Source organism: Peribacillus sp. TH16 (assembly GCF_016651095.1).
In the GTDB taxonomy this organism is placed as follows: domain Bacteria; phylum Bacillota; class Bacilli; order Bacillales; family DSM-1321; genus Peribacillus; species Peribacillus butanolivorans.
In genome coordinates this window covers 392,045-415,288 of sequence record NZ_JAEKEM010000002.1, presented here as the reverse complement: position 1 = coordinate 415,288, position 23,244 = coordinate 392,045, and the positions used below count along the sequence as shown (strand labels likewise).

The window sequence follows — 23,244 nt, the reverse complement described above, 5'->3', positions numbered from 1 at the left end:
CACGCAGAGCCATTTCAACAATCTATGAATCGGGAGGATTATAACGTTGAGTATGTATAGAAAAGCTATAATAAAAATGGTAGCTTTTTATGAAGTCTAGACTTACTTTAATGAACTCTATTTATTCAATTCCACTACAGGACTACTTATTGGAAAGGCTGAAATCCTTGATGTATCAAGGGTTTTAGCCTTTTATTTGTAATATTTACTTTCAGCTGATTGTTGCTGACTTTGCTCCTTATAAGTAATTAACAACTAATATTATTGAGTAGAATAAGTAATAGACATTAATGTAAAGGAGATGAATTGATGGTGGAACAATAAATTTCCTTCGTTAATAATCTGAAAAAATATATTAATATAATAATTCGGATTATTAGAAAGTGTATTGTATTTATAAATAAATTAATTTACAATGTTACTCATTCCTATAAAACGCGTTAAATTAATATCCTTGTATAATATCAGTGTAAATGGTCTGATAGTTTCTACCTGGCTGCCATAAAAATGCCGGACTACAGGGAAGTATGAAATAAAAGAGGCCTAACAGGTATTTAGTCACTCGTTCCCTAAGTAAGTTTGATATTGCTGCTTATAAAAGGTTCTTATTTGACTCAAGATACTTTGTTTTTAAAAGCTCTTATTTTTCATTCTTTCTGTCCTGTGGCTGAAAGTGTGAAAAATAAGGGCTTTTTATATTAAATAATGCTTTTATATTAATAAAATTGGAAAAGATAAATCAAAGGGGATGATAGCATGTATTTTTTGTTGAATATACTAGGTGTTTTAGTTGTGATGGGCATCGTTTACCTTTGTTCACCTAATAAAAGAAATGTTAATTGGAAAGCCATTCTTAGCTTGTTAGTGTTAGAGTTACTTATTACTTGGTTTATGTTATCGACTAAAATAGGGGCATGGGTCATTAATCAAATTGCATCTTTCTTTACTTGGTTGATTTCATGTGCAAATGAAGGGATTTCTTTTGTATTTCCGTCTGTTATGGCAAATGAGCAAGTTGATTTCTTTTTCAGTGCCTTAATGCCAATTATTTTTATTATAACGTTTTTTGATATTTTATCGTATTTCGGTATACTCACATGGATTATCGATAAAGTAGGATGGCTCATTTCAAAAGTGTCTAGATTGCCAAAACTTGAAAGCTTCTTTTCCATCCAGATGATGTTTCTTGGAAATACAGAGGCACTTGCCGTTCTCCGGATTCAACTCGCTGCGATTAAAGATCAGCGTTTATTGACATTTGGAATCATGAGTATGAGTAGTATCAGTGGTTCCATTATTGGAGCATATTTATCCATGGTACCTGCAACATATGTATTTGTCGCCATTCCTTTAAACTGTTTAAATGCCTTGCTGATTGCAAACATGCTCAACCCAGTCAGTGTCAGTAAAGAAGAAGATGTCGTTTATGTTCCTACTAAAGAGGAACGTAAAGATTTCTTTTCCACCATTTCTAACAGCATGCTAGTGGGAGCCAAGATGGTTTTCGTCATCATGGCAATGGTTATCGGTTATGTGGCGTTAACAGCAAGCTTGAATGGGATATTTGGTTTCTTTGTGGATGGCCTGACCATTCAAAAAATCTTCTCTGTGATTTTTAGTCCATTTGCATTCCTGCTTGGATTAACTGGACATGATGCCATGTATGTCGCTCAATTGATGGGAATCAAGCTTGCCACGAATGAGTTCGTTGCCTTGCTCGATTTAAAGGATAAAATCAGTACACTACCCCCGCATACAGTAGCTGTTGCTGTCACTTATCTGACGTCATTTGCCAACTTCAGTACAGTAGGCATGATTTATGGAACATTCAATTCCATCCTTAATGATGAGAAATCGAACATTATCGGTCGGAATGTTTGGAAGCTGTTGCTTAGCGGGATGGCTGTTTCCTTGTTAAGTGCTATGATTGTAGGATTATTTGTTTGGTAATCATTAAAAAACATATGACTTTTTCGTGTAATCAACTAAAAGGTACGTAGTAAGACCACTCTTTATTTGAAAACAAATATATCTATTAATTTCGGTGTGTTAACTACAATTTTAGAACAGACAACGAACTTGCAGGTGAAAAATAGAAACCCGTTGAACTTAATCAGGATTATTCCAGCCTAGTGTGGTAGGACCTAAAAACACTCATTTCTCCGGAGATGAGTGTTTTTATTTGCATCGCTAGAAGACTCAGTTGGTTCAACCCTTTGTTTAGCTTCACATGGGGTATTTTGTGTGTGGTTTTGTTAAACAGATTTCTAAGGAATAGATATCCTTCAAAAGCAAAGAATAAAGAAATATTGACACATAAGCTTCTCTCTTTACATAGGATAGGGGGGTATGGTATTATGATTTTAAGGAGGGGTGAGAGATGGATAAAAAAATAAATGAGCAAGATTCGTTCATTGAAGATGAAAATGACGAATGCTGTATTACCTCTTCCCACGGCCGAAAAAGTCATCACTCTGAAGTAGTGAAAAAGAATTTAACGACCCGCTTAAATCGTATCGAAGGTCAAATTCGAGGTATTAAGGGTCTTATCGAAAAAGATACTTATTGTGATGATGTTATTACCCAGATAGCTGCGACACAAAGTGCCATGAATAGTGTGGCAAAGATTTTATTAGAAGGTCATTTAAGAAATTGTGTGGTAGACCGACTGAATGATGGGGATACCGAGGTCATTGACGAAGTGCTAGTAACGATACAAAAATTAATGAAAAAATAAAGGAGAAGTGATTAGGGTGGAAAACGTAACATTGAAGGTAACTGGAATGTCATGTGGTCATTGTGTGAATGCAGTTGAAGGGAATGTAGGAAAGCTTTCGGGTGTAGAAAGTGTAAAAGTACATTTAGACGCAGGAAAAGTAGATGTTGCGTTTGATAATGAAAAAGTATCACTTGAAAAAATAAAAGAAACCATTGATGATCAAGGCTACGATGTTGAATAAGGAATAAGGGTGCTTTTAAAGCACTTCTTTTTTACAATATATTATACCCCATGGTGGTATAAAGGGGCGGGGATAAAGTGAGCAACCATATAAAAGAAACAAGTATGCAAATTTCAGGAATGACCTGCGCGGCTTGTGCAACACGAATTGAAAAAGGGTTAAATAGGATGGAAGGTGTTGAAGAGGCCACTGTTAATTTGGCCCTTGAAAAATCAGTCATTACTTATGATGCAGAAAAGTTAAGCACCCAGGACTTTGAAAAGAAAATTCAAGATCTTGGCTATGATGTGGTAAAAGAGAAAAAAGAGTTTACCATTACGGGAATGACCTGCGCGGCCTGTGCAACACGAATTGAAAAAGGGCTAAATAAGATGGATGGAGTATCCAAGGCCAATGTAAACCTGGCACTTGAAAACGCGACCGTTGAATATGATCCTTCTGAAGCTTCCCCAATTGATATTATTCAACGAGTTGAAAAGTTGGGCTACGGGGCGATCATCAAGGATGATAACAAGGAATCGGTGGATTTTCGCCAGAAAGAAATTCAAAAACAAAAGAGAAAATTTATTTTGGCCGTAATTTTGTCATTCCCGTTGTTATGGGCGATGGTAAGTCATTTTAGTTTTACTTCGTTTATTTATATGCCGGATTTCCTCATGAACCCATGGGTGCAAATGGCGTTCGCAACGCCTGTGCAATTCATCATTGGTAAGCAATTCTATGTAGGGGCATATAAAGCTTTGAAAAACAAAAGTGCGAATATGGATGTTTTAGTTGCAATGGGAACGTCCGCTGCCTATTTTTATAGTGTCTATCAATCGATCATCGCCATTGGAGTCCACCACCATACTGCACAACTATATTTTGAAACTAGTGCCATCCTTATCACCCTCATTCTTTTAGGGAAGCTCTTTGAAGCAAAAGCAAAAGGACGTTCATCAGAAGCCATTAAAAAATTGATGGGCCTTCAGGCCAAAACAGCGTTGGTGCTGAGGAATGGTGAAGAGCGCGAAATACCTCTAGAAGAAGTCATTGTTGGAGATACAGTTTTGGTGAAGCCAGGTGAAAAAATCCCGGTGGATGGAGAGGTAGTCGAAGGGAACTCTGCCGTCGATGAATCCATGTTAACAGGAGAAAGCATACCAGTAGATAAAAGCATGGGAGATACCGTGATTGGTTCAACCCTGAATAAAAATGGTTTTCTCAAAATGAAGGCCACAAAAATCGGAAGAGATACCGCTCTTTCGCAAATCATCAAGGTGGTAGAAGACGCTCAAGGGTCTAAAGCTCCAATTCAAAGGCTCGCTGACCAAATTTCTGGTGTTTTCGTACCCATTGTTGTCGGAATCGCCCTTTTAACTTTTCTCGTATGGATGATCTGGGTTAATCCTGGTGAATTTACACCAGCTTTTGAAGCGATGATTGCGGTACTTGTAATAGCTTGCCCGTGTGCTTTAGGTTTGGCTACCCCAACATCAATCATGGCCGGGTCAGGGCGTGCCGCAGAGTTCGGTATTTTATTTAAAGGCGGAGAACACCTGGAAACTACTCACCATATTGATACGGTTATTTTAGACAAAACGGGAACTGTTACTAATGGTACACCAGTGTTAACCGATGTCCTCATCGAAAATGGAATGGGTGAACAACACTTTTTATCTCTTATCGGGGCCGCTGAAAAACAATCTGAACACCCACTTGCACAATCAATTGTTCAAGGAATTCAAGAAAGAAAAATATCACTTGGATTGGTTCAGGAGTTCGAAGCTATTCCAGGTTACGGGGTAAAAGCTGTAGTGGATCAAAAAGTGTTACTGGTGGGAACACGGAAATTAATGAAGCAAAATAACGTGGATATTACAAATGCACTACCGGCCATGGAAGACCTTGAAGGGCAAGGTAAAACCGCGATGCTGGCTAGCATTGATGGTGAATATGCAGGTCTTATTGCTGTGGCGGATACCATAAAAGACACTTCTCAAACAGCCATAAAAAGGTTAAAAGAGATGGATATTCAGGTCATCATGATAACGGGTGATAATCAAAGGACTGCTCATGCCATAGGAAACAAAGTTGGCATTGACCAGGTCATTGCGGAAGTACTTCCTGAAGGGAAAGCGGAAGAAGTGAAAAAACTTCAAGCAGCTGGAAAGAAAGTGGCTATGGTTGGAGATGGAATCAATGATGCACCAGCACTTGCCCTAGCTGATATTGGTATGGCTATCGGGACGGGGACAGACGTGGCCATGGAAGCTGCGGATATTACTTTAATTCGTGGGGATTTAAACAGCATTGCAGATGCTATTCACATGAGTAGAAAAACCATGCGAAATATTAAACAAAACCTGTTCTGGGCCTTTGCCTATAACGTAATAGGAATACCGATTGCGGCTATTGGGCTACTTGCCCCTTGGTTAGCAGGTGCTGCCATGGCATTTAGTTCTGTATCCGTTGTAATAAATGCACTTCGACTGCAAAGGGTAAAGCTTTAAAGATAAAATTAATATTTTGGAGAAGCATTGGTACTCGTATCAATGCTTTTTTTAGTCTCTGTTAAATAGTTCTGTTGATATTTATAGTTGCTTGTTTTCCACTAATTTGACTTACAAGACACAGCATACTTACTTAGTGGAGAAGCACCCTTACATCTTATTGAAGGCCTATTGGAGTTAGCGACTCCTGTTCATGCAAAAGTATATTCAAGAGTTTATCAAGTTCTTGGCTCAAATGTAATGTTTTTGGTGAGGTGAATCCATGTTTCAAGGCTGTATTTATTAATTCTTTCCTCATTGTCTCTATTTTATTATGTAGCAGTTCCATACTTTCCAACGAAAATCCCCTCAAAACCTTTCCTTTATTGTAGTATATTTATTATTACATAAATTAGGATGATTTTAAATATTATAGTAAGTATTTACTTATTAAAAGTAAACAAATTCTGGCGGGAGCAATACAAATCTTCCTCACTATCATTCGATATATGTAATTACAGATAACTATTCATATAAAATTATTACTTCCATACATAACGAGCCGTTAAAAAACATCAGGACTTTAATTTGATATAGCATAAATTTGCAATAAAGAATATAATTTGTATTAGGTAAACTTTTTTTGATTTTATTTTCATATAGTGAATATCTCCATTTTGAGAGAGTTGTATTCGTAAAACTGTATAATTTAGGAGAATTTAATATTTGTTGAATTTTAAAGAGAACCTGTTTATTCTCCTTTTTACTAACTGTATTTCGTTTATTGCTAGATGGATAGGATTAGTAGCTGGGTTTATCAAAAATTACTTAGAGATGAAACTAATAAAGTGTTAAGAAGTAACAAATGGTTTCGACAAAATAATTTTAGGATAGACAAGCTCTATTATTTACTATGAAGATGAGGGAAAATTTCATATAGTATTGGAATGGGTATATTCGTTTAAAAGCGAATATTTAAAAGGGAAGCCGGTGCAAAATCCGGCACGGTCCCGCCGCTGTAATGGTGAGTCCTATGCAAGAAAGTCACTGGATAATATCCGGGAAGACGCATGGAGATGATGAACCTAAGTCAGAAAACCTGCCCGTTCTAAAAATGCTGTTAAACCTACGGGAGATAGGGAGGTGTTAGAGTGCTAGAAGACGAATTTGTTCTTAAATTATAAGCATTTCTGACCGTTAAATCTGGTTGGAAATGCTTTTTTATATTTCGTGATTTTTCAAATAGATAAAATTCCATAATTGAAGGTGAGAAAACATGTTTTTACTACGGTCTAGTTTATTCCATTCTTTTGTTGGACTACTAGTAATTTTCACAATTTTTGTTACTGGTTGCAGCAACACAACAATAGATCAAGAAAATACATCAAATAAAGATAAACAAAAAGTTGTTACTTTTTCATGGCCTGGGGATATAGGTGACTTAAATCCACACACATATTTTCCGAATGAGTTTTTTTCCCAGGCTATGGTATATGAATCCCTAGTTTATTACGGTGAAGGCGGAGAAATTCAGCCTTGGCTTGCAGAGAGCTGGGATATATCGAAAGATGGAAAAGAATATATATTCCATCTGAGGAAAGATGTTAAATTTTCCGATGGTTCCCTCTTTAATGCTGCAATCGTTAAGAAAAACTTTGATACCATTTTAGATAATCGCAAACAACATGAATGGGTGGAATTAATTAACCAAATCAAAGGTACTGAAATAATAGATGAATATACATTTAAACTTATTTTGAACAACGCGTATTATCCAACTCTTCAAGAACTAACTTACATCAGACCGTTGAGATTTGTAGGAGAAGCTGCTTTTCCGGACAGTCAAAACACATTTAAGGACGGACTCAAGTCTCCGATTGGCACAGGACCGTGGGTATTGAGCGAATATAAGAAAAATGAGTTTGCAGTTTTTAAAAGGAATGAACAGTATTGGGGTACTAAACCTAAAGTAGATAAGGTGGTTGTTAAAGTCATTACTGACGGTGAGTCAAGAGTATTAGCTTTTGAGAAAAAAGAACTCGACTTTATTTTTGGAAACGGAGTCATAAGCCAAGATTCATTCCAATTTTTGAAGAATTCAGGGCAATATGAAACCAAATTGTCAGAACCTACAGCTACAAGAACGCTTCTTCTTAATTCAAACAGAGAAGCGACTAAAGACCTTAAAGTTCGGTTAGCTCTCCAACATGCTTTTAATAAACAGGCTGTTATTGATAAGATCTTTTATGGTATGGAAAAAAAGGCTGATACTTTGTTTCCACCTACTTTGCCATACACGAAAATTAATATAAAGCCATATGAATATGATGCAGAAAAAGCAAAACAGTTATTGGATGAAGCCGGATGGAAACAAGTGAAGGGGAAACCATTTAGAGAAAAAGACGGAAAAGAATTGCAATTGGAATTACTGTTTAATAGTACAGACAACATCCAAAAGTCAATCGCAGAATTTACCCAAGGTGATTTTAGAAAGCTAGGAATAGATGTTAAGTTGACTAGTCAAGAAACTAATACTTTTTGGACAAATGCATTTCAAGGTCAATTTGATTTATTATTTACATCTACTTGGGCTGTACCATTTGATCCACATTCCTATTTAGCTTCTATGACGACAAATACGGAAAATGGTGGTCCAGATTATAACGCTCAATTAGGGTTGCCAGTAAAAAAAGAAATAGACCAGAAAATTAAGAAAGTATTATTAACTACAGACGAAGAAGAGAGAAAAATACTGTATTCAGAAATATTAACGACATTGCACGAACAAGCAATTTATTTACCGATATCTTATCAGTCTAATATAGCAGTGTATCAAAAAAACATTAGTGGAGTAGATTTTTTACCTCAAGAAGCTGAGGTCCCTTTAACTTCAATTGACGTTAATTGAAGTGGGGATACTTAAAAACAACTTAAGGAGTGCTACATGAGTTGGTTTATTTTTAAACGTCTCACAAGTTTAATTCCAATTTTATTAGGAATTTCGCTCATCACTTTTATCTTGCTTCACTTAATTCCTGGAGATCCGGCAGTAGCTTACTTAAGGGCGTCACATATACCTCCTACGGATGAGACAGTGGCAGCCCTTCGAGTTGAGCTTGGATTAAACAAGCCTTTATATGTCCAGTATTTTGAGTGGCTGGGAAAAGTGTTGCAATTGGATTTAGGGATGTCTTATGTGTCCAATAACTCTGTATGGGAAGAAATTGTGGTACATTTCTTCCCAACAGTTCAATTAACAATTGCTTCGCTTATCTTTATTGTTTTTATTAGTTTACCCTTAGGAATGATTTCTGCTATTTACAAGGGGAAATTTGTTGATCAGTTTAGCAGAATACTAGCCTTTGTAAGTGTCTCTATGCCAACCTTTTGGCTTGGCTTTCTCTTGATCTATTTTTTATCAGTAAAGTTAGATTTATTTCCTGTATTGGGAAGGGGGACTTTGGCTCATCTAGTGCTTCCTTCCTTGACATTGGCTTTTGCGTATATAGGTACGTATATGCGATTGCTTCGGGCTAGCATGCTGGGAAATTTGAATGAGCCATTTGTTGTTTATGCTAGAGCGAGAGGGTTGCGTCAAAGACTAATCGTTATCAGGCATGTCTTAAAAAAGTCCTTACTACCTGTGGTAACTGGACTTGGCATGAGCTTCGGTAACATGCTAAGCGGAGCGGTTATTGTTGAAACAATTTTTGCTTGGCCCGGCATGGGACAGTTATTTGTCACATCTATATTAAATCAAGATTATCCGATGATTCAGGGGTGTGTATTATTTATGGGCGTGATCTTTGTGGTCTGTAATCTTCTTGTGGATCTTACATATTCTTTCCTGGATCCTCGTATACGCTGGGAGGGAGAGAAATAAGAGTGGTGCAAAACGTGAAACGAAAGCTGATGACACATAAGCTCATGATGATCAGCATCATGATTATTTCCTTCCTGACAGTATTGGCTCTTTTTGCTCCTTTTTTGGCTCCTAATGATCCGAACTTGATTGATATCGTTCAGAAGCTGCAAGGGCCCTCCTCTCAGTTTCCATTGGGGACTGATCATTTAGGGAGATGTATTTTGTCCCGATTAATCTATGGAACACGAACCTCGTTGGGAACAGCTTTCCTTGTCATGGGATTAATGATGATTATTAGTATCCCACTTGGTATTTATGCAGGCTTTATAGGGGGGAAGGTTGATTATCTCTTCATGAGAATGTGTGACATACTCATGGCATTCCCAAGCTTTCTTCTGTCCCTTGCTTTAGTCGGAATTTTAGGACCGAGTCTTGACAATCTGATTTTGGCGATGGTGCTTGTCCAATGGGTTTTTTATGCACGCGTCATTCGAGGTATGGTACTTAGTGTAAAGGAGCAAAACTTTGTCTTAGCAGCCAAAATATGCGGGACACCAAGGAGTAGCATTATCATCAAACATATCTTACCTGCCATCATCTCTCAAGTTGTTGTATTAATCTTTATGGACATCGGAGGAGTTATTTTGGCAATTTCTGGTCTCTCTTTTCTAGGTCTTGGCATACAGCCTCCAGATGCAGAGTGGGGAATGATGATCAATGATAGTAAGCCATTTTTTAGAGAAACCCCTTCATTGATGCTGTACCCTGGGATGATGATCTTCATCGTTGTGATTGCTTTTAACTTGTTTGGCGAAGCTTTGAGGGATGCTCTAGACCTAAAAAAGGAATAGAAGGGAGGATGGAAGATGGGACAAGACCCCATTCTAACTGTAGACAAATTGAATGTTATTGTAACGACACCGTATGGAGTGACTCAAACTGTCCATGATGTCAGTTTTAAGCTGGAGGCTGGGAAAGTGTTGGGCCTTGTCGGAGAAAGTGGATCAGGGAAAACGATGACATGCATGTCTTTGTTAAATCTTTTACCTGAAAAGGCAAAGGTGGTACAAGGGAGTATCAAGTTTAAAAATATTGATCTTTTAAATGTTTCCACAGAAGACTTAAGGAAAGTACGGGGGAGTGAGATCGCTATGATTATGCAAAACCCTATGATCGCCTTTAATCCTGTGAGGACGATAGGGCGGCATTTTATTGAAACACTTAGAACTCATTTGCCCATAACGAAGCAGCAAGCGCGGAAAATGGCTGTGGAGTATTTAGAAAAAACGGACCTGCCTAATCCAGAGAATGTCTTGAAGCAATATCCGTTTCAGCTAAGCGGCGGGATGCTGCAACGGGTTATGATTGCGATTACCATGTCTTTAAGTCCATCTATCATCATTGCTGATGAGCCGACGACTGCACTTGATTCGACAAACCAACTCCAGGTTTTGAAACAGTTGGATAAGTTAAGGAAAGAATACAATACATGCATTTTATTAGTATCACATGATCTAGGGGTGATTGCTCAGTTAGCTGACGAAGTAGCTGTAATGTATGGCGGCTATATCGTTGAGAAAGCACCAGTGTTGAAGTTGTTAAATCGCCCAATGCACCCGTATACCAAAGTCTTGTTAGAATCCAGACTTGGATTAACAAGAAGAAAGATAAAGATTGAAAAATGTGCCAGCGTTTCGCGCCCCAATTTAATAAATAGTGAAAAAACATGCCCTTTTTTAGAACGATGTGAGGACGCAGATTATACATGTTCTAGTTATAATCTTGAATTTAAAGAGTATGAAAAAGACCATATAGTACGATGTGTAAAATCAAGATAATGAGTTAGGTGGATGAAGAGTGAGCTTGCTTGAGTTGAAAGGAATAAAGAAAACATACTTGTTGGGGAACCCTGTTTTTGGGAAGCGTAAATCAGTTGAAGCCATTAAGAGCATCTCTCTAACTATGGAAGAAGGAGTATGTTTAGGCCTCGTTGGAGAAAGTGGATCTGGAAAGAGTACCCTGGGCAAAATTATTCTGGGACTGGAAAAGCCGGATCAGGGAGAGGTATGGTTCCAGGGGAAGAGTCTTTATTGTTTAAAAGCAAAAGAATTAAAGGAGTTACGGCGAAATCTGCAAGTTGTCTTTCAAGATTGTTATAGCGCTGTTAACCCAAGACTAACGGTAGGGGAGATCATTGCTGAGCCGTTAAGAAATTACGAAAGGCTTACGTCTGTTCAAGAGAAAAAGAAAGTACAGGAGCTTTTGGAGATCGTTGGGTTATGCCCGGAAGTTATTCGTAAATACCCATATCAGTTCAGTGGAGGACAGCTACAAAGAATCAATATCGCAAGAGCGATTGCCTTAAAGCCAAAGTTAATTATTCTTGATGAGGCTGTAAGTGCTTTAGATGTTCTTGTTCAAGTACAAATATTAAATCTTTTGGCACAATTAAAAGAAGAGTTTCAACTTTCATATCTCTTTATTTCCCATGATTTACAGGCAGTCAATTACATCGCAGACCGTCTAGCGGTAATGTACAATGGTGAGGTTGTTGAATGGTTAGATGATTTGGAAAAAATTGAACGATTAAAACATCCTGTTTCTAAAAAGTTATTGTCTTCTGTGCTACCTCCATATCCGGGAATATTGTGATGCGTTAATTATAGGTTTGTGATGTGGGAAATTAGGTTAGTATCGGAATATTTGAAAAATCAAGTGTTTAAGCTCCGGCGTAAAGCCATTCCATCTCTTATACTGGTATATCTATATAGGATTCCGTTCTCCGTTGTTTTTATCAGTAATATAAGTGCCGATTTATTCTTTAATGGGGTCTAAAGTGAAAAACGCGATAGCGTATAATATCTGTGTTTTGTCGGCAGAATCTATCACCATCAAGTTAAAATTTTATGAAGATTATAAACCAGTACCTTATTCGAATAAAACAAAAGCCACCTATCATTAGAAGGTGGCTTGAATTTTTTGGGATTTTATTCAATAATAGGAAATCACTATTAACAATCTTTATTCAAAAACAACAGCTTATTCGGTTTGGTATAACGGTACTTCATTAAAAACGTTCAGCAATAAACTGTTCAGCTTTTTTTCAGTCTTTATATAAGGGGTCTGCAGTTTTTTGCGGAAAACATGCGCTAAGCAAATTCTAGAATAAAAAAGTGAAATTTATTATACTTTAGGATCAATTTTGTGTAACAAAAACTATTTTTCTTTTATTTTTCATCTGCTCAAATATGAACGGTTTTATGAGAGATTTCTAACTTTTTATACAAAACTAAACGTAATTATTCCTCAAAAACCTTTTTGCCTAAAACAAACCAGACATTATTGACGCCTTGTCCATTTATATCACCGGCCTGCTTATCTTTCACAAAGTAATAAAGTGGATGCCCTTTATAAGTTGTTTGCTTTTGTCCGTCATCTCTTATGATAGGTTTAAATTCTTTTTTGTTGAATCCTTTAGCGGAGATAATGTTATCTGCATGGAAAGGCGGCCAAATTTCACTACATTGACCTTTGCAATTACTGACGCCAGAATCATCTTTTGTGAAATAATAAAGGGTCATTCCTTCTTGGTCTGCTAAATATGTCCCTACTTTGTCTGATCTTAGCCTTTTAAGCTTGTACTTTTTTGACTCATCCTGAATTATATCCATGATGGAGAAGGTCTTAACATTCACACGTGCAATAGAGAGATCCCGATTTAATACATAAGCCCGGTCCCCGTCGTGGCTAAAGACAATTGCTTGTCTTGGTTCATTGAAACCGTCAATTGTTTTAACTACGCGGTGATCAGCGACATTGATTACGTCAATCGTATTGTCAGCTTTATTACTTGCAAAAAGGAGCTTGTTATCAGGCGAAAGAGAAGCACCATATGGCTCACGACCCACTTTGATTTCACTCTTTATATTGCCGTCAAGTGTATCAACTGCGGAAATGCTGTTGCGTCCGCTGTTCGCGGCATACAATGTACCTCCATCAGCAGTGATCGAAATTCCGCGAATCATAGAGAAACCTGATATTTCACGAATGATTCTCTGTGTTGGGGCATCAACGATGGATACTTTATCTCCTTGAAAGTTCGTGACAAAGATGTATTTTCCATCTGGAGAGACTTTTATGCCTTGTCTTGGTTGGGCGAAACCGGTAATGACGGCCATAGGTTTTCGTTTTTCCAAATCCACGACAGTGACAGAATTGTGTGCTTGATTGTTCACATACAATATCTTTCCATCAGGGCTGACAGCAGTCCCGAATGCACCTGGACCAACGACGACTTCATCTTTCAAGGTGAAGTTTTTTGTGCTGTAAAAACGAAGCGTACCGAGCGTGCTGTCTGAGACGACAAACTCGGAGCCGCCATCAATAAACACGATGTTTCTCGGTGAACCAAAGCCGTCGATCTTTTTGCGCAGCTTGCCTTTTGTAAGATCATAGACTAGGACGGATTGTTCACGGCTATCTGAGACAACTGCTATTTGCTCATCCGGACTTACGGCAAGGGAATTGTTGGTGATGTGGGTGCCAAAGCCTGTCTCTGACACTGGAATTTTACTTTTAGTAGAAGAAGCACCAATTACATTTGGTAGAATAACCACAGTTAGTAAGGCTATAATCCATACACTTATAAACTTCATTTTTTTCAACATTTCTTCACCCCGTGAAATTATTTTCTTGATAAATGTTAAAATACGATCCTTTAAGCCTTAAGCCAGATTGATAAGCAGGAGAATTAAATATATGTCAATTTGCAGCAGATTCTTAACCACCTTCCTTCGAAATTTTTTAATCGAGCTGTAATTTTGCTCCCTTTACTATAAATAAACGTATAGAGGAGGATATTGGTTTGATTATTATTAAAAAATTTATGATTCATGTTTAGAGTGAATTGTATTGGATCCAGTTTAATTGCGATTTTGATATGTTGATAGACTCTTTCAGGAAACGTTTTCTTCTACACTTATCTGGAAGGGGAAAATAAAGTCACGTACATTTGACCTAAAAATGATATGTGAGCCTGCAATTCTGGACATGGACTTAAGTTAATGTCATTAAGCGAAATAAAGAAAAGCAGAAAGCTCAGATTTTGTCGTTTGGGGTGCGAAAATGATTTGCAGATCGAGGGGAATGAAACTTCAAAGACGACAGTATCCTTCGGTTTTTGAGATACGATTATCACATAATATGAAGTATTAATAGATGCAACCTAATCGAACTGAAACTTATTTGTAAGGATTAAATAAAGGATTTATAAAGAAAATTAGGAAAAAAGACTGTCAACTTATCTAGAATATTATGGGGATTGATTAATGAATGGTTAAGTCATATTGTTTTTTTGTTTATGGGGTTCCAAAGTCCCGTATCTAAATACCTGATTAAAAAATTAGTGATTTACATTCCTTAATATGTCTTTTAAAAAGTCCCCCTATACTAAAACCAGATTCAAAGAATTATATAGGAGGGGAAAGATCAATGAAGAATGAAAAAGCTATGGATGAATTGATTAAGAATTGGAGCGAAGAAAGCTTAGGCAAAAATATGGACCGCCGGAATTTTATCCAGGGAGCGAGTAAGCTTGCCGGACTTTCATTGGGTCTTGCCCTTGCGCAATCAATGGGAGGGATTGAGGTAAATGCTGCCCCAAAATTCAGCGATTATCCATTTACTCTTGGTGTATCATCTGGTGATCCACTCTCAGATAGTGTTGTTTTATGGACAAGGTTGGCTCCAGATCCGTTGAATGGCGGGGGAATGCCTCATGAAGCTGTTTCAGTTAAATGGGAAATTGCAAAGGATGAGCATTTTAGAAAAATTGTAAAGAATGGCAAGGAAATAGCCAGGCCAGAACTGGGTCACTCTGTCCATGTGGAAGTAAGCGGATTAAAACCTGACAAGGTTTATTTTTACCGTTTTAAAAGTGGAGGGGAAGTAAGCCAGACAGGGAAAACGAAAACACTTCCGTTATTAGGTTCCAGTGTTTCTAGTCTGACATTCGCTTTTGTTTCATGCCAACAATTTGAACATGGCTATTATACAGCTTATAAACATTTGGCAAAAGAAGATCTTGATCTTGTCTTTCACCTTGGAGATTACATATATGAGTACGGTCCAAATGAATATGTTTCATCTACGGGTAATGTCCGTGTACATAACAGTCCGGAGATTATTACTCTTGAGGACTATCGAAACAGATACGCTCAATACCGTTCTGATATACATTTAAAAGCAGCGCATGCTGCATTCCCATGGGTCGTGACATGGGATGACCATGAAGTTGAAAACAACTATGCAAATGTAATTCCGGAAAAGGGACAATCAGTGGAGGCATTTATCAAACGCAGGGCAGCTGCTTATCAGGCTTACTACGAGCATATGCCACTTCGTAAATCGTCATTGCCAAAGGGGGCTGATATGCGTTTATACCGGAATTTCTCATATGGTGACCTGGCTTCTTTCTTTGTACTTGATTCACGGCAATACCGTGATGATCAGGCAAACGGCGATGGTAGCTCACCGCAAACGCCAGAGTCTCTTGATCCGAAGCGTTCATTACTCGGACCAGAGCAGGAGCAGTGGCTAACTGAGAATCTTTCGAATTCAAAAACAAAGTGGAATGTGCTTCCTCAGCAGATATTCTTTGCACAGCGGAATTATGGAACACCTACTGCTCCAAAATATAGTATGGATTCTTGGGATGGTTATCCGGCTGCACGCGACCGTTTGATAGATGTAGTAAAAAGCAAAAACATTGAAAATCTGGTCGTATTGACCGGTGATGTACATGCTAGCTGGGCTTCCAATTTAAAAACTGATTTCATTGATCCAAACTCAAAGACTTTCGGTGTGGAATTTGTCGGTACATCCATCACATCTGGTGGAAACGGGGCAGACAAACGAGCAGATACTGACAAAATATTAAGCCAAAATCCACATATTAAATTCTTCAATGATTACCGTGGGTACGTCCGATGCAAGGTAACACCAGAGCAATGGAGGGCGGATTACCGTGTGGTTCCATTCGTAACAGAACCTGGGGCAGATATTTCAACAAGAGCATCCTTTGTTTTTGATAAGGATCAAGCTGGACTCAGAAAAGTATCATCAGCCATAGTTGCTGAAGGTGTCCAAAAAACTAATGAAGTCGAAGAAGATCGTACACGCGCCCATAATCGTGCACATGAAAAACAAAGGATGAACAAGCGGGGGAAAGTCACTAATTAATAGTTATCCAGAGTGATACTTGAAGGTTAATAATAGTTAATATATATAAAATGGAAAAGTATCTAAAAAGGAGTGGGTCTGAGAATGCTTTCAAATATCGGAATTCCTGGGTTGGTCATCGTGCTCGTTATTGCTCTAATCATTTTTGGACCCTCCAAGTTGCCGGAAATCGGTCGGGCTTTTGGACGCACTTTATCAGAATTCAAAGGTGCAACCAAAGGATTAGTATCTGATTCAGATAAAGAGGAAGAAAAAGAGAGTAAGTCTGAAGTGACAGCTGTTAAAAAAGAGGGATAAATAGGAATGATGAGATAGCGGGCGGGGAGACTCGTCTGCTTCTTTGTATGTCAATATTGTAATAGTTGCTGCCAATAAGTTCAAAAGAAATTCAGTCTAGACGGAGCTTAAATAGTATTTCCGCGTTTTTTTCTTCAAGCTATATTATTGAAATACTTGCCACCACTCGGGGGGCTATTGGTTTGTACGCAAAGTGACCAAAAAAGGAGGAGCAAATAAATATGGAAAGCAAGGATTTGCACGTTATTGAGCATATGGAGGAACTCCGAAGCAGAATTATAAAAACTCTGATAGGTTTTGTTGCTTTCTTCATATTGAGTTTCATATTCGTACAGGATATTTATGAACTGCTTATTAAGGATTTAGAAGGAAAACTTGCAGTTCTCGGTCCAAGTGAGATCCTGTGGGTCTATATGATTATCGCTGCTGTATGTGCAATAGCTGCAACTATTCCGCTAGCTGCATTTCAGGTATGGCGCTTTGTAGCACCTGCATTGAAACCCGAGGAGAGGAAGGTTACATTTCGTTTTATCCCTGGGTTATTCATCTTATTTATCATAGGAATCTCTTTTGGATATTTTGTGTTATTTCCTATTGTTTTAGGGTTTCTGACTTCACTTTCCGCTGGGCAGTTCGAGATGATGTTTACTGCGGAAAAATATTTTCGGTTTATGATTAACTTGATTTTACCATTCGGTATTTTATTTGAAATGCCGCTTGTGGTCATGTTCCTAACAAGATTAGGAATATTAAATCCTACAAGGCTGAAAAAGTCACGTAAGATTTCTTATTTTGCCCTGGTTATTGTATCAATCCTGATTACGCCCCCGGATTTAATTTCGGACATTTTGGTTATTGTCCCTTTGCTTGTTCTTTATGAAGTTAGTGTACAGCTGTCTAATATTGTTTATCGAAAAAGGCTTTTAAGAGAGCAATCAGCGTTTCCTGTTACATGACAGGGAAATACAAGAATGACGATGAACGTTCAAAAAAGATAGCAATAATGAGTATAATAAAAAATGAGAGGCTTTTAAAATATACATCTTGGCCAATTGATACAGTAAAAGATGCAAGTGGTAAAGTCATAGGTATGTTAATGCCGACTGCAAACGGTAAAGAAATTCATAAGCTATATAATCCTAAGAATCGGTTAAGTGAATTTGATAATGTAAGTTTACGCTTTCTAATTCACACTGCAGCAAATATTGCTCGTTCCTTTGCTGTAGTTCATGATAGTGGACAAGTAATTGGTGATGTTAATCATGGTAATATATTAGTTTCTAATGATGGTACAGTAAAACTAATCGACTGTGATAGTTTTCAAATCAGTAGTAAAGGAAATTTACTCTTGTGTGGAGTTGGAGTTTCAACTCATCAACCTCCAGAATTGCAATCTAAATCTTTTTCCAATATTGTACGTACAGCAAATCATGATAACTTTGGATTAGCAATTATAATCTTTCAGCTTTTGTTTATGGGAAGACATCCTTTTGCAGGACGATATTTAGGTTCAGGTGATATGCCCATTGAAAAAGCAATAGAACAGTACCGTTTTGCATACGGAAAAAATGCAAAACAAAGAGAAATGCAGCAACCACCTGCTACCTTTTCGCTGGACTTTTATTCAAAGGAATTAGCAGTGCTTTTTGAGAAGGCTTTCTCACAAAAAGGTTCTTTAAACGATAATCGGCCAAAGGCAACTGAATGGATTATTGCACTAGAAAAGCTAAACAAAGAATTGATCACTTGTTCATTAAACCAAGCACATATCTATAACAGAACTCATAAAAATTGCCCTTGGTGTTAATATGAAAGCAGAACGGGACTAATTTTATTTTCGGCAATTATAAAATCAAAATTAGGTAAGGACAGTGTGTTTCAACTAGATTTAATCTGGAAAAGAATCAGTAGCATAAATCCACCTAATGAACAAGATTTGCCTGATTTAAATTCATTTTCACCAGAGCCAGATGAAGAAATAATTAAAATAGGGAAAAATTTAAAACAAAAAAAAACCATAAGATTATCTGGAGCACTAATACTAGGAATATTTTCATTATTATTAACTTTTTATGGTGTGATGGGTATTTATCCATTAGGTGGAGTTATTGCTTCTATTGTGATCGGTTCAAGGAAAACAAAAACTAAACAGTATGATGAAATTTATAAAGGATATGAAAATTTAAACCATAAATGGAATACCCTTATAGAACGTTGGAAAAAAGAAACTTCGTCAGATAAGTTTTTTTCCAAGATGGCTGAGTTGAATGATTACAAGTTAAAATATGTTGAAATTCCTAATGTACGTGCTATGAAACTAAAGAAACTTGAAAAAGATCAGAGAAATCGCCAGCTTAATGAATATCTTGATAGATTTTATATTCAATCAAGCAATATAGATAGTATTGGACCTAGTAGAAAATTAGTACTTCAATCATATGGAATTGAAACAGCAAGAGATGTTTCAAAGCAAGCAATTTTAAGGGTTCCTGGGTTCGGGCCATCATTAACAAATATTGTAGTAGAATGGAGAAAAAATATTGAGAAACGGTTTTCGTTCGATCCAAAGAAAGGTATTCCAAAATCAGATTTGTACTCGTTAGAAAAAGAGATGTATGCTTTGAAAAGTGACATAGAGAAAAAATTAACTAAAGGTGAAGCAGAATTAAACTATATTAAATCAACAATTCTTAACAGAAGAGAAATTCTAAAAAGAGAAGCTGATGAATGCGTGCTAATACTGGGCCAGACGACAGCTAATGTTGACTTTTTAAAAAGTGTATTATAGTTTTAAATGGGCTGCATTGTCTATCCACTTTCGGATAGACTTTTTATTTTTCAGACCAGGGTTAACCAAATAATATTCAAGACATAGTAGAAAAAATGGCTCTCTACCAAATCGAAGCCAATTTTTTAATACAAGAATGGTAATTCTTAATGAACTAATCTGCCCCGATAGCATATAACCGTGAACTTAAGTTCAAGGGTGATGAAATCCTGCGATTAAGCGAGTATTTGTGAGAAAATCGTATTAAACTGAGGGAGTTCAAGAAGGAATGATAGGTAGATATATAGGGGTTCAGCCGAGATACGTGTAAAAATGGGTCATAGCCTTACTTTTTTTTCCATATCTACGATATACAAAAAAATAAAGAAACACGAATTTTATTGGCTAAGATATTTTTTGGAAGTAAAAACCTTGATTATTCTGCTTAGTGTAAAAAAATCAAGGTTTTTTATTTGTAGAGTGATAATAAAGATGTTTAATTACATATAAAGTTATTACATTTACAATCATGTTGTATAAAAACACGAGTTATGTTATTCAACAATCGGGTCAGATTGCGGAGCAACTCCTTTATAAAAATGGTATGGATATTCTTGTAAGGATATTATAGTCTTATACTAAATCAAAGGAGTCTTGCTTTATGAGCCAAAGAGTTTCTTACTATGAAATTGCACCTGATGGTATGAAAATTATGATGGATATGGAAAATACACGAAAACGACGGCAATCGAACGAAAACTTCGTGAGCTTATTAAAATTCGTGTTTCTCAAATTAACGGCTGTGCATATTGTTTGAATATGCATACAGCAGATGCACGAAAAATGGGTGAAACAGAACAAAGAATATACTGTGTTAGTGCTTGGCAAGAGTGTGAATTCTATACAGAAGCAGAAAAAGTAGCTTTAGGATTGGCAGAGCACGTGACATTAATCCCGACAAAACGTGTTCCAGATGAGCTTTATCAACGAGTGCGTGAACAATATAACGAGAAACAGTATGTTGACCTTGTTCTGATAATTAATCAAATTAACATTTGGAATAGAATTTCTATTGCAATGGGGAATATAGCAACTGAAAAATAATTACTCTAAATAATATTCAGCAATAGGGCGCTTTCCTGTAATAGGGATTGCGCTCTTTGTTCTTTTAAGGGGTACTGCCACATGCCCATCAAGCTAACGAAATGAATTTCCCTCAAAATGAAAAAACGTTATTCTTTCAGTAAAATACTCGAAAAGGATGACGTTTTTTCATGGGCCTCTCGCTTTCTGAAGAATTACATCTATTCTCACAAGAATTACAACGCTTTCTGTCTTCAATGGTTCTACAAGAAATCGCCAAACAAGTGTGCAGCGATCTAGTAAGTATAAAGCAGATGAACTCATCGTCCTTTGTGTTTGGCTCAGCCAAGAAGGACTCAATCAACACTTTAATCCAGCAGCTGTCGCATTCCTTGGAGAAGTCTTTACTTCCCTTCTAACACAAAAACTCTGTTCCACCCAATCGCTCTCACCACACATGATTTCTGCTTTCAATCTTATTCGTATTTTAGATGCGACAGTGTTTCAGCTACCTGAGACTATTGCCATGATTATCAAGGTTCAGGTGGAAGTTCTTGTAATCGAATTTGATTTTAAGGCTTAAATCGACTTTGTTAATGAACCAAAAAAGGTTTTATAAAGATAGACCGCCAGATGTACTGTTAGGTAATCCTCATGATCGCTAAAGTCCATATCAAGAATATCCTCAATTTTTTTAATGCGGTGATAGAGAGTATTTGCATGGATATGAAGTTCTTTAGAAGTAGACGTCATGGAACGATTATTCTGTATATACGTGAAAAGTGTATGCAGAAGTTCGTCCATTTTCTCCTGACCTGTCCATAATAGGGAAAACGTCTCACGCAGAAATGAATTGATTTCTTCAGGAGGATGATGTAAAAAAAGGCGGCTGATTCCAATATCCCTGTAATGAAGAATGCCTTTTTTCTTTTGTTTTTTCAAGTGAAGAAGGGCTTTCTCTGCTTTTAAATGATTTTCTTCGGCTTGGCCAGGATAGTAATGTCCTGTGCTGATTCCTGCCCTGGCTACTACTGTAAACCGTTCGTTCCACCATTTTATGCTGCTTTCGATTATTTTTGTAATATATGTTTCGCCGACAGCATCTCGGGCAGAAGAAAAAAAGGTAATTTTGTTATTGTAGCTAAAAAGAAGGCTATTTTCTAAAGTGATTTTCTCTTTCAGATGTGTTAGAAGAAGCAGTGCATCGTTTTCAAGAGAACGCAGATCGACGTTTCCATCTAATTCAATTAAAGCTGTTTGGAGAAAATAATGATTATGAATTCCTAATTCCTTTGCAGCAATCTCAGCCTGCTGAGGATTTTTTATTTTCAGAAACTGTTGATATGTTTCATAGGTTTTCTTATACATGATTTCAGTCTGTGATCTAAGTTTCATAATTTCAAGAGAAAGAATAGGGGCTCCTTGTTCAACGATTATGCAATCGAGTGCTGATAGGGTAGTGTTTCCTTCAATAATTAAACACCCTAAAAAAACAGATCCAGATCTAATTGGATAAATATAGTATACAGGCTGGGGTGTTTCATTGATTGATACATAGGCTGGCTCCGTTTTATTAATAGAAAGACGAAATAAATCAACGAGATTTTCTGTAAAGGGTGCACGTTGCTGCGGGTAGCACTTTCCTTCCAAATAATCCGCATAGACTAGTTTCTTTTCCATCAGTTTATTCATTTCTATGATAATAGCTTTCAGCCCTTTGTTCTGAACTGATAACTCAGTGAGGTGATTGTGAATTTCTGTTCGCTTTTCTAACAGCGCATTGGTTTCTTTTAGCCTTTGAGATAAATGGGTGACTTCATCTAGGCTTTTCTGTACTTCTGTGTGAAGTTGGGCATTATGAAGTGCAATAGCTGCTTGGGAAGCGAAGCTTTGTAAGAGAAGGAGATCTGTTTCGTTGAGACCATCTTCTATATCAAAGCAATGAAATGTCATAACGCCAATCCGTTTTGTTCCAAATGAAACGGGGACGGACAAAATAGACTGAATATTTTGGTTATTGTGGTGTGCCTTATCAATAAAGTCAAAATTCTCTTTGCTTAAATCGCCCATACTATCATAAATCTCTTTCCTTGTGGTAATTAGCCTTATACAGCTGTCTCTGAAAACTTTCCCTGTAATAGACTCACCTATATTTACTTTAAAGAAGCTAATGTTCTCATTAAATCCAACATATGTCTTTATAATCAGTTTATTCGAAGGCTCATCATACATTTGTATATATCCGGCCTCTGCTGTCTCGACTATATTTAATGCAAAATGCATGATTTTTTTTAGTACTTCATCCAATTCGAGAGTCGAGTTCATTGCCCGAAAGCTTTCCATTAAATTCATTACGTGATACTGTGCTTTTTGATTTTCAATACTTAATTGTTGAAGAAGTGCTTCTTTTCTTTCCATATTTTCTACCTCCGTTGTTGATATCAACAATTGATATGTACTGTCATTGTTTAATTACACATTGACGGATATGTTTGAAATTATATAATATTTAATAAATAATGAAAAGTGAAAAAACTTACTTTTGAAAGCGTTTTCTATTTA

The 23,244-nt window shown here is 36.9% G+C and carries 17 protein-coding genes, 2 pseudogenes and 2 riboswitches; of the genes and pseudogenes, 16 read left to right on the top strand and 3 right to left on the bottom strand.

Going from position 1 to position 23,244, the window contains the following annotated elements; translation table 11 throughout:
* Positions 1-434: 434 nt before the first annotated feature.
* Positions 435-538: riboswitch (purine riboswitch) on the top strand.
* A 218-nt stretch (positions 539-756) separates the two neighbouring features.
* The 4 genes from JFV29_RS01970 to JFV29_RS01955 all read left to right on the top strand — a co-directional run bounded on the left by JFV29_RS01970 (position 757) and on the right by JFV29_RS01955 (position 5,452).
* A complete protein-coding gene (locus JFV29_RS01970) occupies positions 757-1,950 on the top strand; it encodes a nucleoside transporter C-terminal domain-containing protein (protein ID WP_053345682.1) in 1,194 nt (397 codons plus the stop codon).
* A 430-nt stretch (positions 1,951-2,380) separates the two neighbouring features.
* Entirely contained in the window at positions 2,381-2,737 is a 357-nt protein-coding gene (locus tag JFV29_RS01965; RefSeq protein WP_201180927.1) for a metal-sensitive transcriptional regulator, read from the top strand.
* Positions 2,738-2,753: 16 nt separating this feature from the next.
* Entirely contained in the window at positions 2,754-2,960 is a 207-nt protein-coding gene (copZ, locus tag JFV29_RS01960) for a copper chaperone CopZ (RefSeq protein WP_053345683.1), read from the top strand.
* A 104-nt stretch (positions 2,961-3,064) separates the two neighbouring features.
* Entirely contained in the window at positions 3,065-5,452 is a 2,388-nt protein-coding gene (locus tag JFV29_RS01955; RefSeq protein ID WP_201183309.1) for a heavy metal translocating P-type ATPase, read from the top strand.
* Between the two features lie 157 nt (positions 5,453-5,609).
* Here the strand turns inward: JFV29_RS01955 and JFV29_RS01950 are convergent, their stop codons facing one another.
* Entirely contained in the window at positions 5,610-5,780 is a 171-nt protein-coding gene (locus tag JFV29_RS01950; RefSeq protein WP_201183307.1) for an aspartyl-phosphate phosphatase Spo0E family protein, read from the bottom strand.
* A 583-nt stretch (positions 5,781-6,363) separates the two neighbouring features.
* Positions 6,364-6,552: riboswitch (cobalamin riboswitch) on the top strand.
* A gap of 155 nt (positions 6,553-6,707) precedes the next feature.
* On the opposite strand from JFV29_RS01950, the gene nikA reads away from it, so the two are divergent.
* The 5 genes from nikA to nikE are packed head-to-tail and all read left to right on the top strand — an operon-like array spanning position 6,708 to position 11,948.
* Entirely contained in the window at positions 6,708-8,339 is a 1,632-nt protein-coding gene (gene nikA / locus JFV29_RS01945) for a nickel ABC transporter substrate-binding protein (RefSeq protein WP_201180926.1), read from the top strand.
* Positions 8,340-8,375: 36 nt separating this feature from the next.
* Positions 8,376-9,314, top strand: coding sequence for a nickel ABC transporter permease (nikB, locus tag JFV29_RS01940; RefSeq protein WP_201180925.1), 939 nt, complete (start codon positions 8,376-8,378; stop codon positions 9,312-9,314).
* Positions 9,315-9,316: 2 nt separating this feature from the next.
* Entirely contained in the window at positions 9,317-10,147 is an 831-nt protein-coding gene (gene nikC / locus JFV29_RS01935; RefSeq protein WP_201180923.1) for a nickel ABC transporter permease subunit NikC, read from the top strand.
* A 15-nt stretch (positions 10,148-10,162) separates the two neighbouring features.
* Positions 10,163-11,134, top strand: a complete 972-nt coding sequence (locus JFV29_RS01930; RefSeq protein ID WP_201180921.1) for an ABC transporter ATP-binding protein — start codon at positions 10,163-10,165, stop codon at positions 11,132-11,134.
* 19 nt (positions 11,135-11,153) lie between these two features.
* On the top strand, positions 11,154-11,948 hold the full coding sequence (gene nikE / locus JFV29_RS01925; RefSeq protein WP_201180919.1) for a nickel import ATP-binding protein NikE: 795 nt from the start codon (positions 11,154-11,156) through the stop codon (positions 11,946-11,948).
* A gap of 647 nt (positions 11,949-12,595) precedes the next feature.
* Here nikE and JFV29_RS01920 read toward each other — a convergent pair.
* Positions 12,596-13,963, bottom strand: a complete 1,368-nt coding sequence (locus JFV29_RS01920) for a beta-propeller fold lactonase family protein (RefSeq protein ID WP_201180917.1) — start codon at positions 13,961-13,963, stop codon at positions 12,596-12,598.
* 823 nt (positions 13,964-14,786) lie between these two features.
* Between JFV29_RS01920 and JFV29_RS01915 the strand changes: the two genes are divergently transcribed.
* The 7 genes and pseudogenes from JFV29_RS01915 to JFV29_RS01885 form a co-directional block, all read left to right on the top strand.
* A complete protein-coding gene (locus tag JFV29_RS01915; protein ID WP_201180916.1) occupies positions 14,787-16,535 on the top strand; it encodes an alkaline phosphatase D family protein in 1,749 nt (582 codons plus the stop codon).
* 84 nt (positions 16,536-16,619) lie between these two features.
* Positions 16,620-16,832, top strand: a complete 213-nt coding sequence (locus JFV29_RS01910; RefSeq protein WP_053345693.1) for a twin-arginine translocase TatA/TatE family subunit — start codon at positions 16,620-16,622, stop codon at positions 16,830-16,832.
* Between the two features lie 221 nt (positions 16,833-17,053).
* Positions 17,054-17,788: a twin-arginine translocase subunit TatC gene (gene tatC, locus JFV29_RS01905; protein ID WP_201180915.1), complete on the top strand. Its 735-nt coding sequence runs from the start codon at positions 17,054-17,056 to the stop codon at positions 17,786-17,788.
* Positions 17,785-18,639: a protein kinase domain-containing protein gene (locus JFV29_RS01900; protein ID WP_201180914.1), complete on the top strand. Its 855-nt coding sequence runs from the start codon at positions 17,785-17,787 to the stop codon at positions 18,637-18,639. The genes tatC and JFV29_RS01900 overlap by 4 nt, the downstream gene beginning before the upstream one ends.
* Before the next feature lie 66 nt (positions 18,640-18,705).
* Positions 18,706-19,620 (top strand): hypothetical protein, encoded by a 915-nt coding sequence (locus tag JFV29_RS01895; protein WP_201180913.1) that lies wholly within the window; start codon positions 18,706-18,708, stop codon positions 19,618-19,620.
* 640 nt (positions 19,621-20,260) lie between these two features.
* A pseudogene (locus tag JFV29_RS01890) lies at positions 20,261-20,703 on the top strand (carboxymuconolactone decarboxylase family protein).
* A 170-nt stretch (positions 20,704-20,873) separates the two neighbouring features.
* A pseudogene (locus JFV29_RS01885) lies at positions 20,874-21,237 on the top strand (IS4 family transposase); the annotation flags it as partial.
* A 24-nt stretch (positions 21,238-21,261) separates the two neighbouring features.
* On the opposite strand, the gene JFV29_RS01880 reads toward JFV29_RS01885, so the two are convergent.
* Entirely contained in the window at positions 21,262-23,100 is a 1,839-nt protein-coding gene (locus JFV29_RS01880) for a helix-turn-helix domain-containing protein (RefSeq protein ID WP_201180912.1), read from the bottom strand.
* Positions 23,101-23,244: the final 144 nt, after the last annotated feature.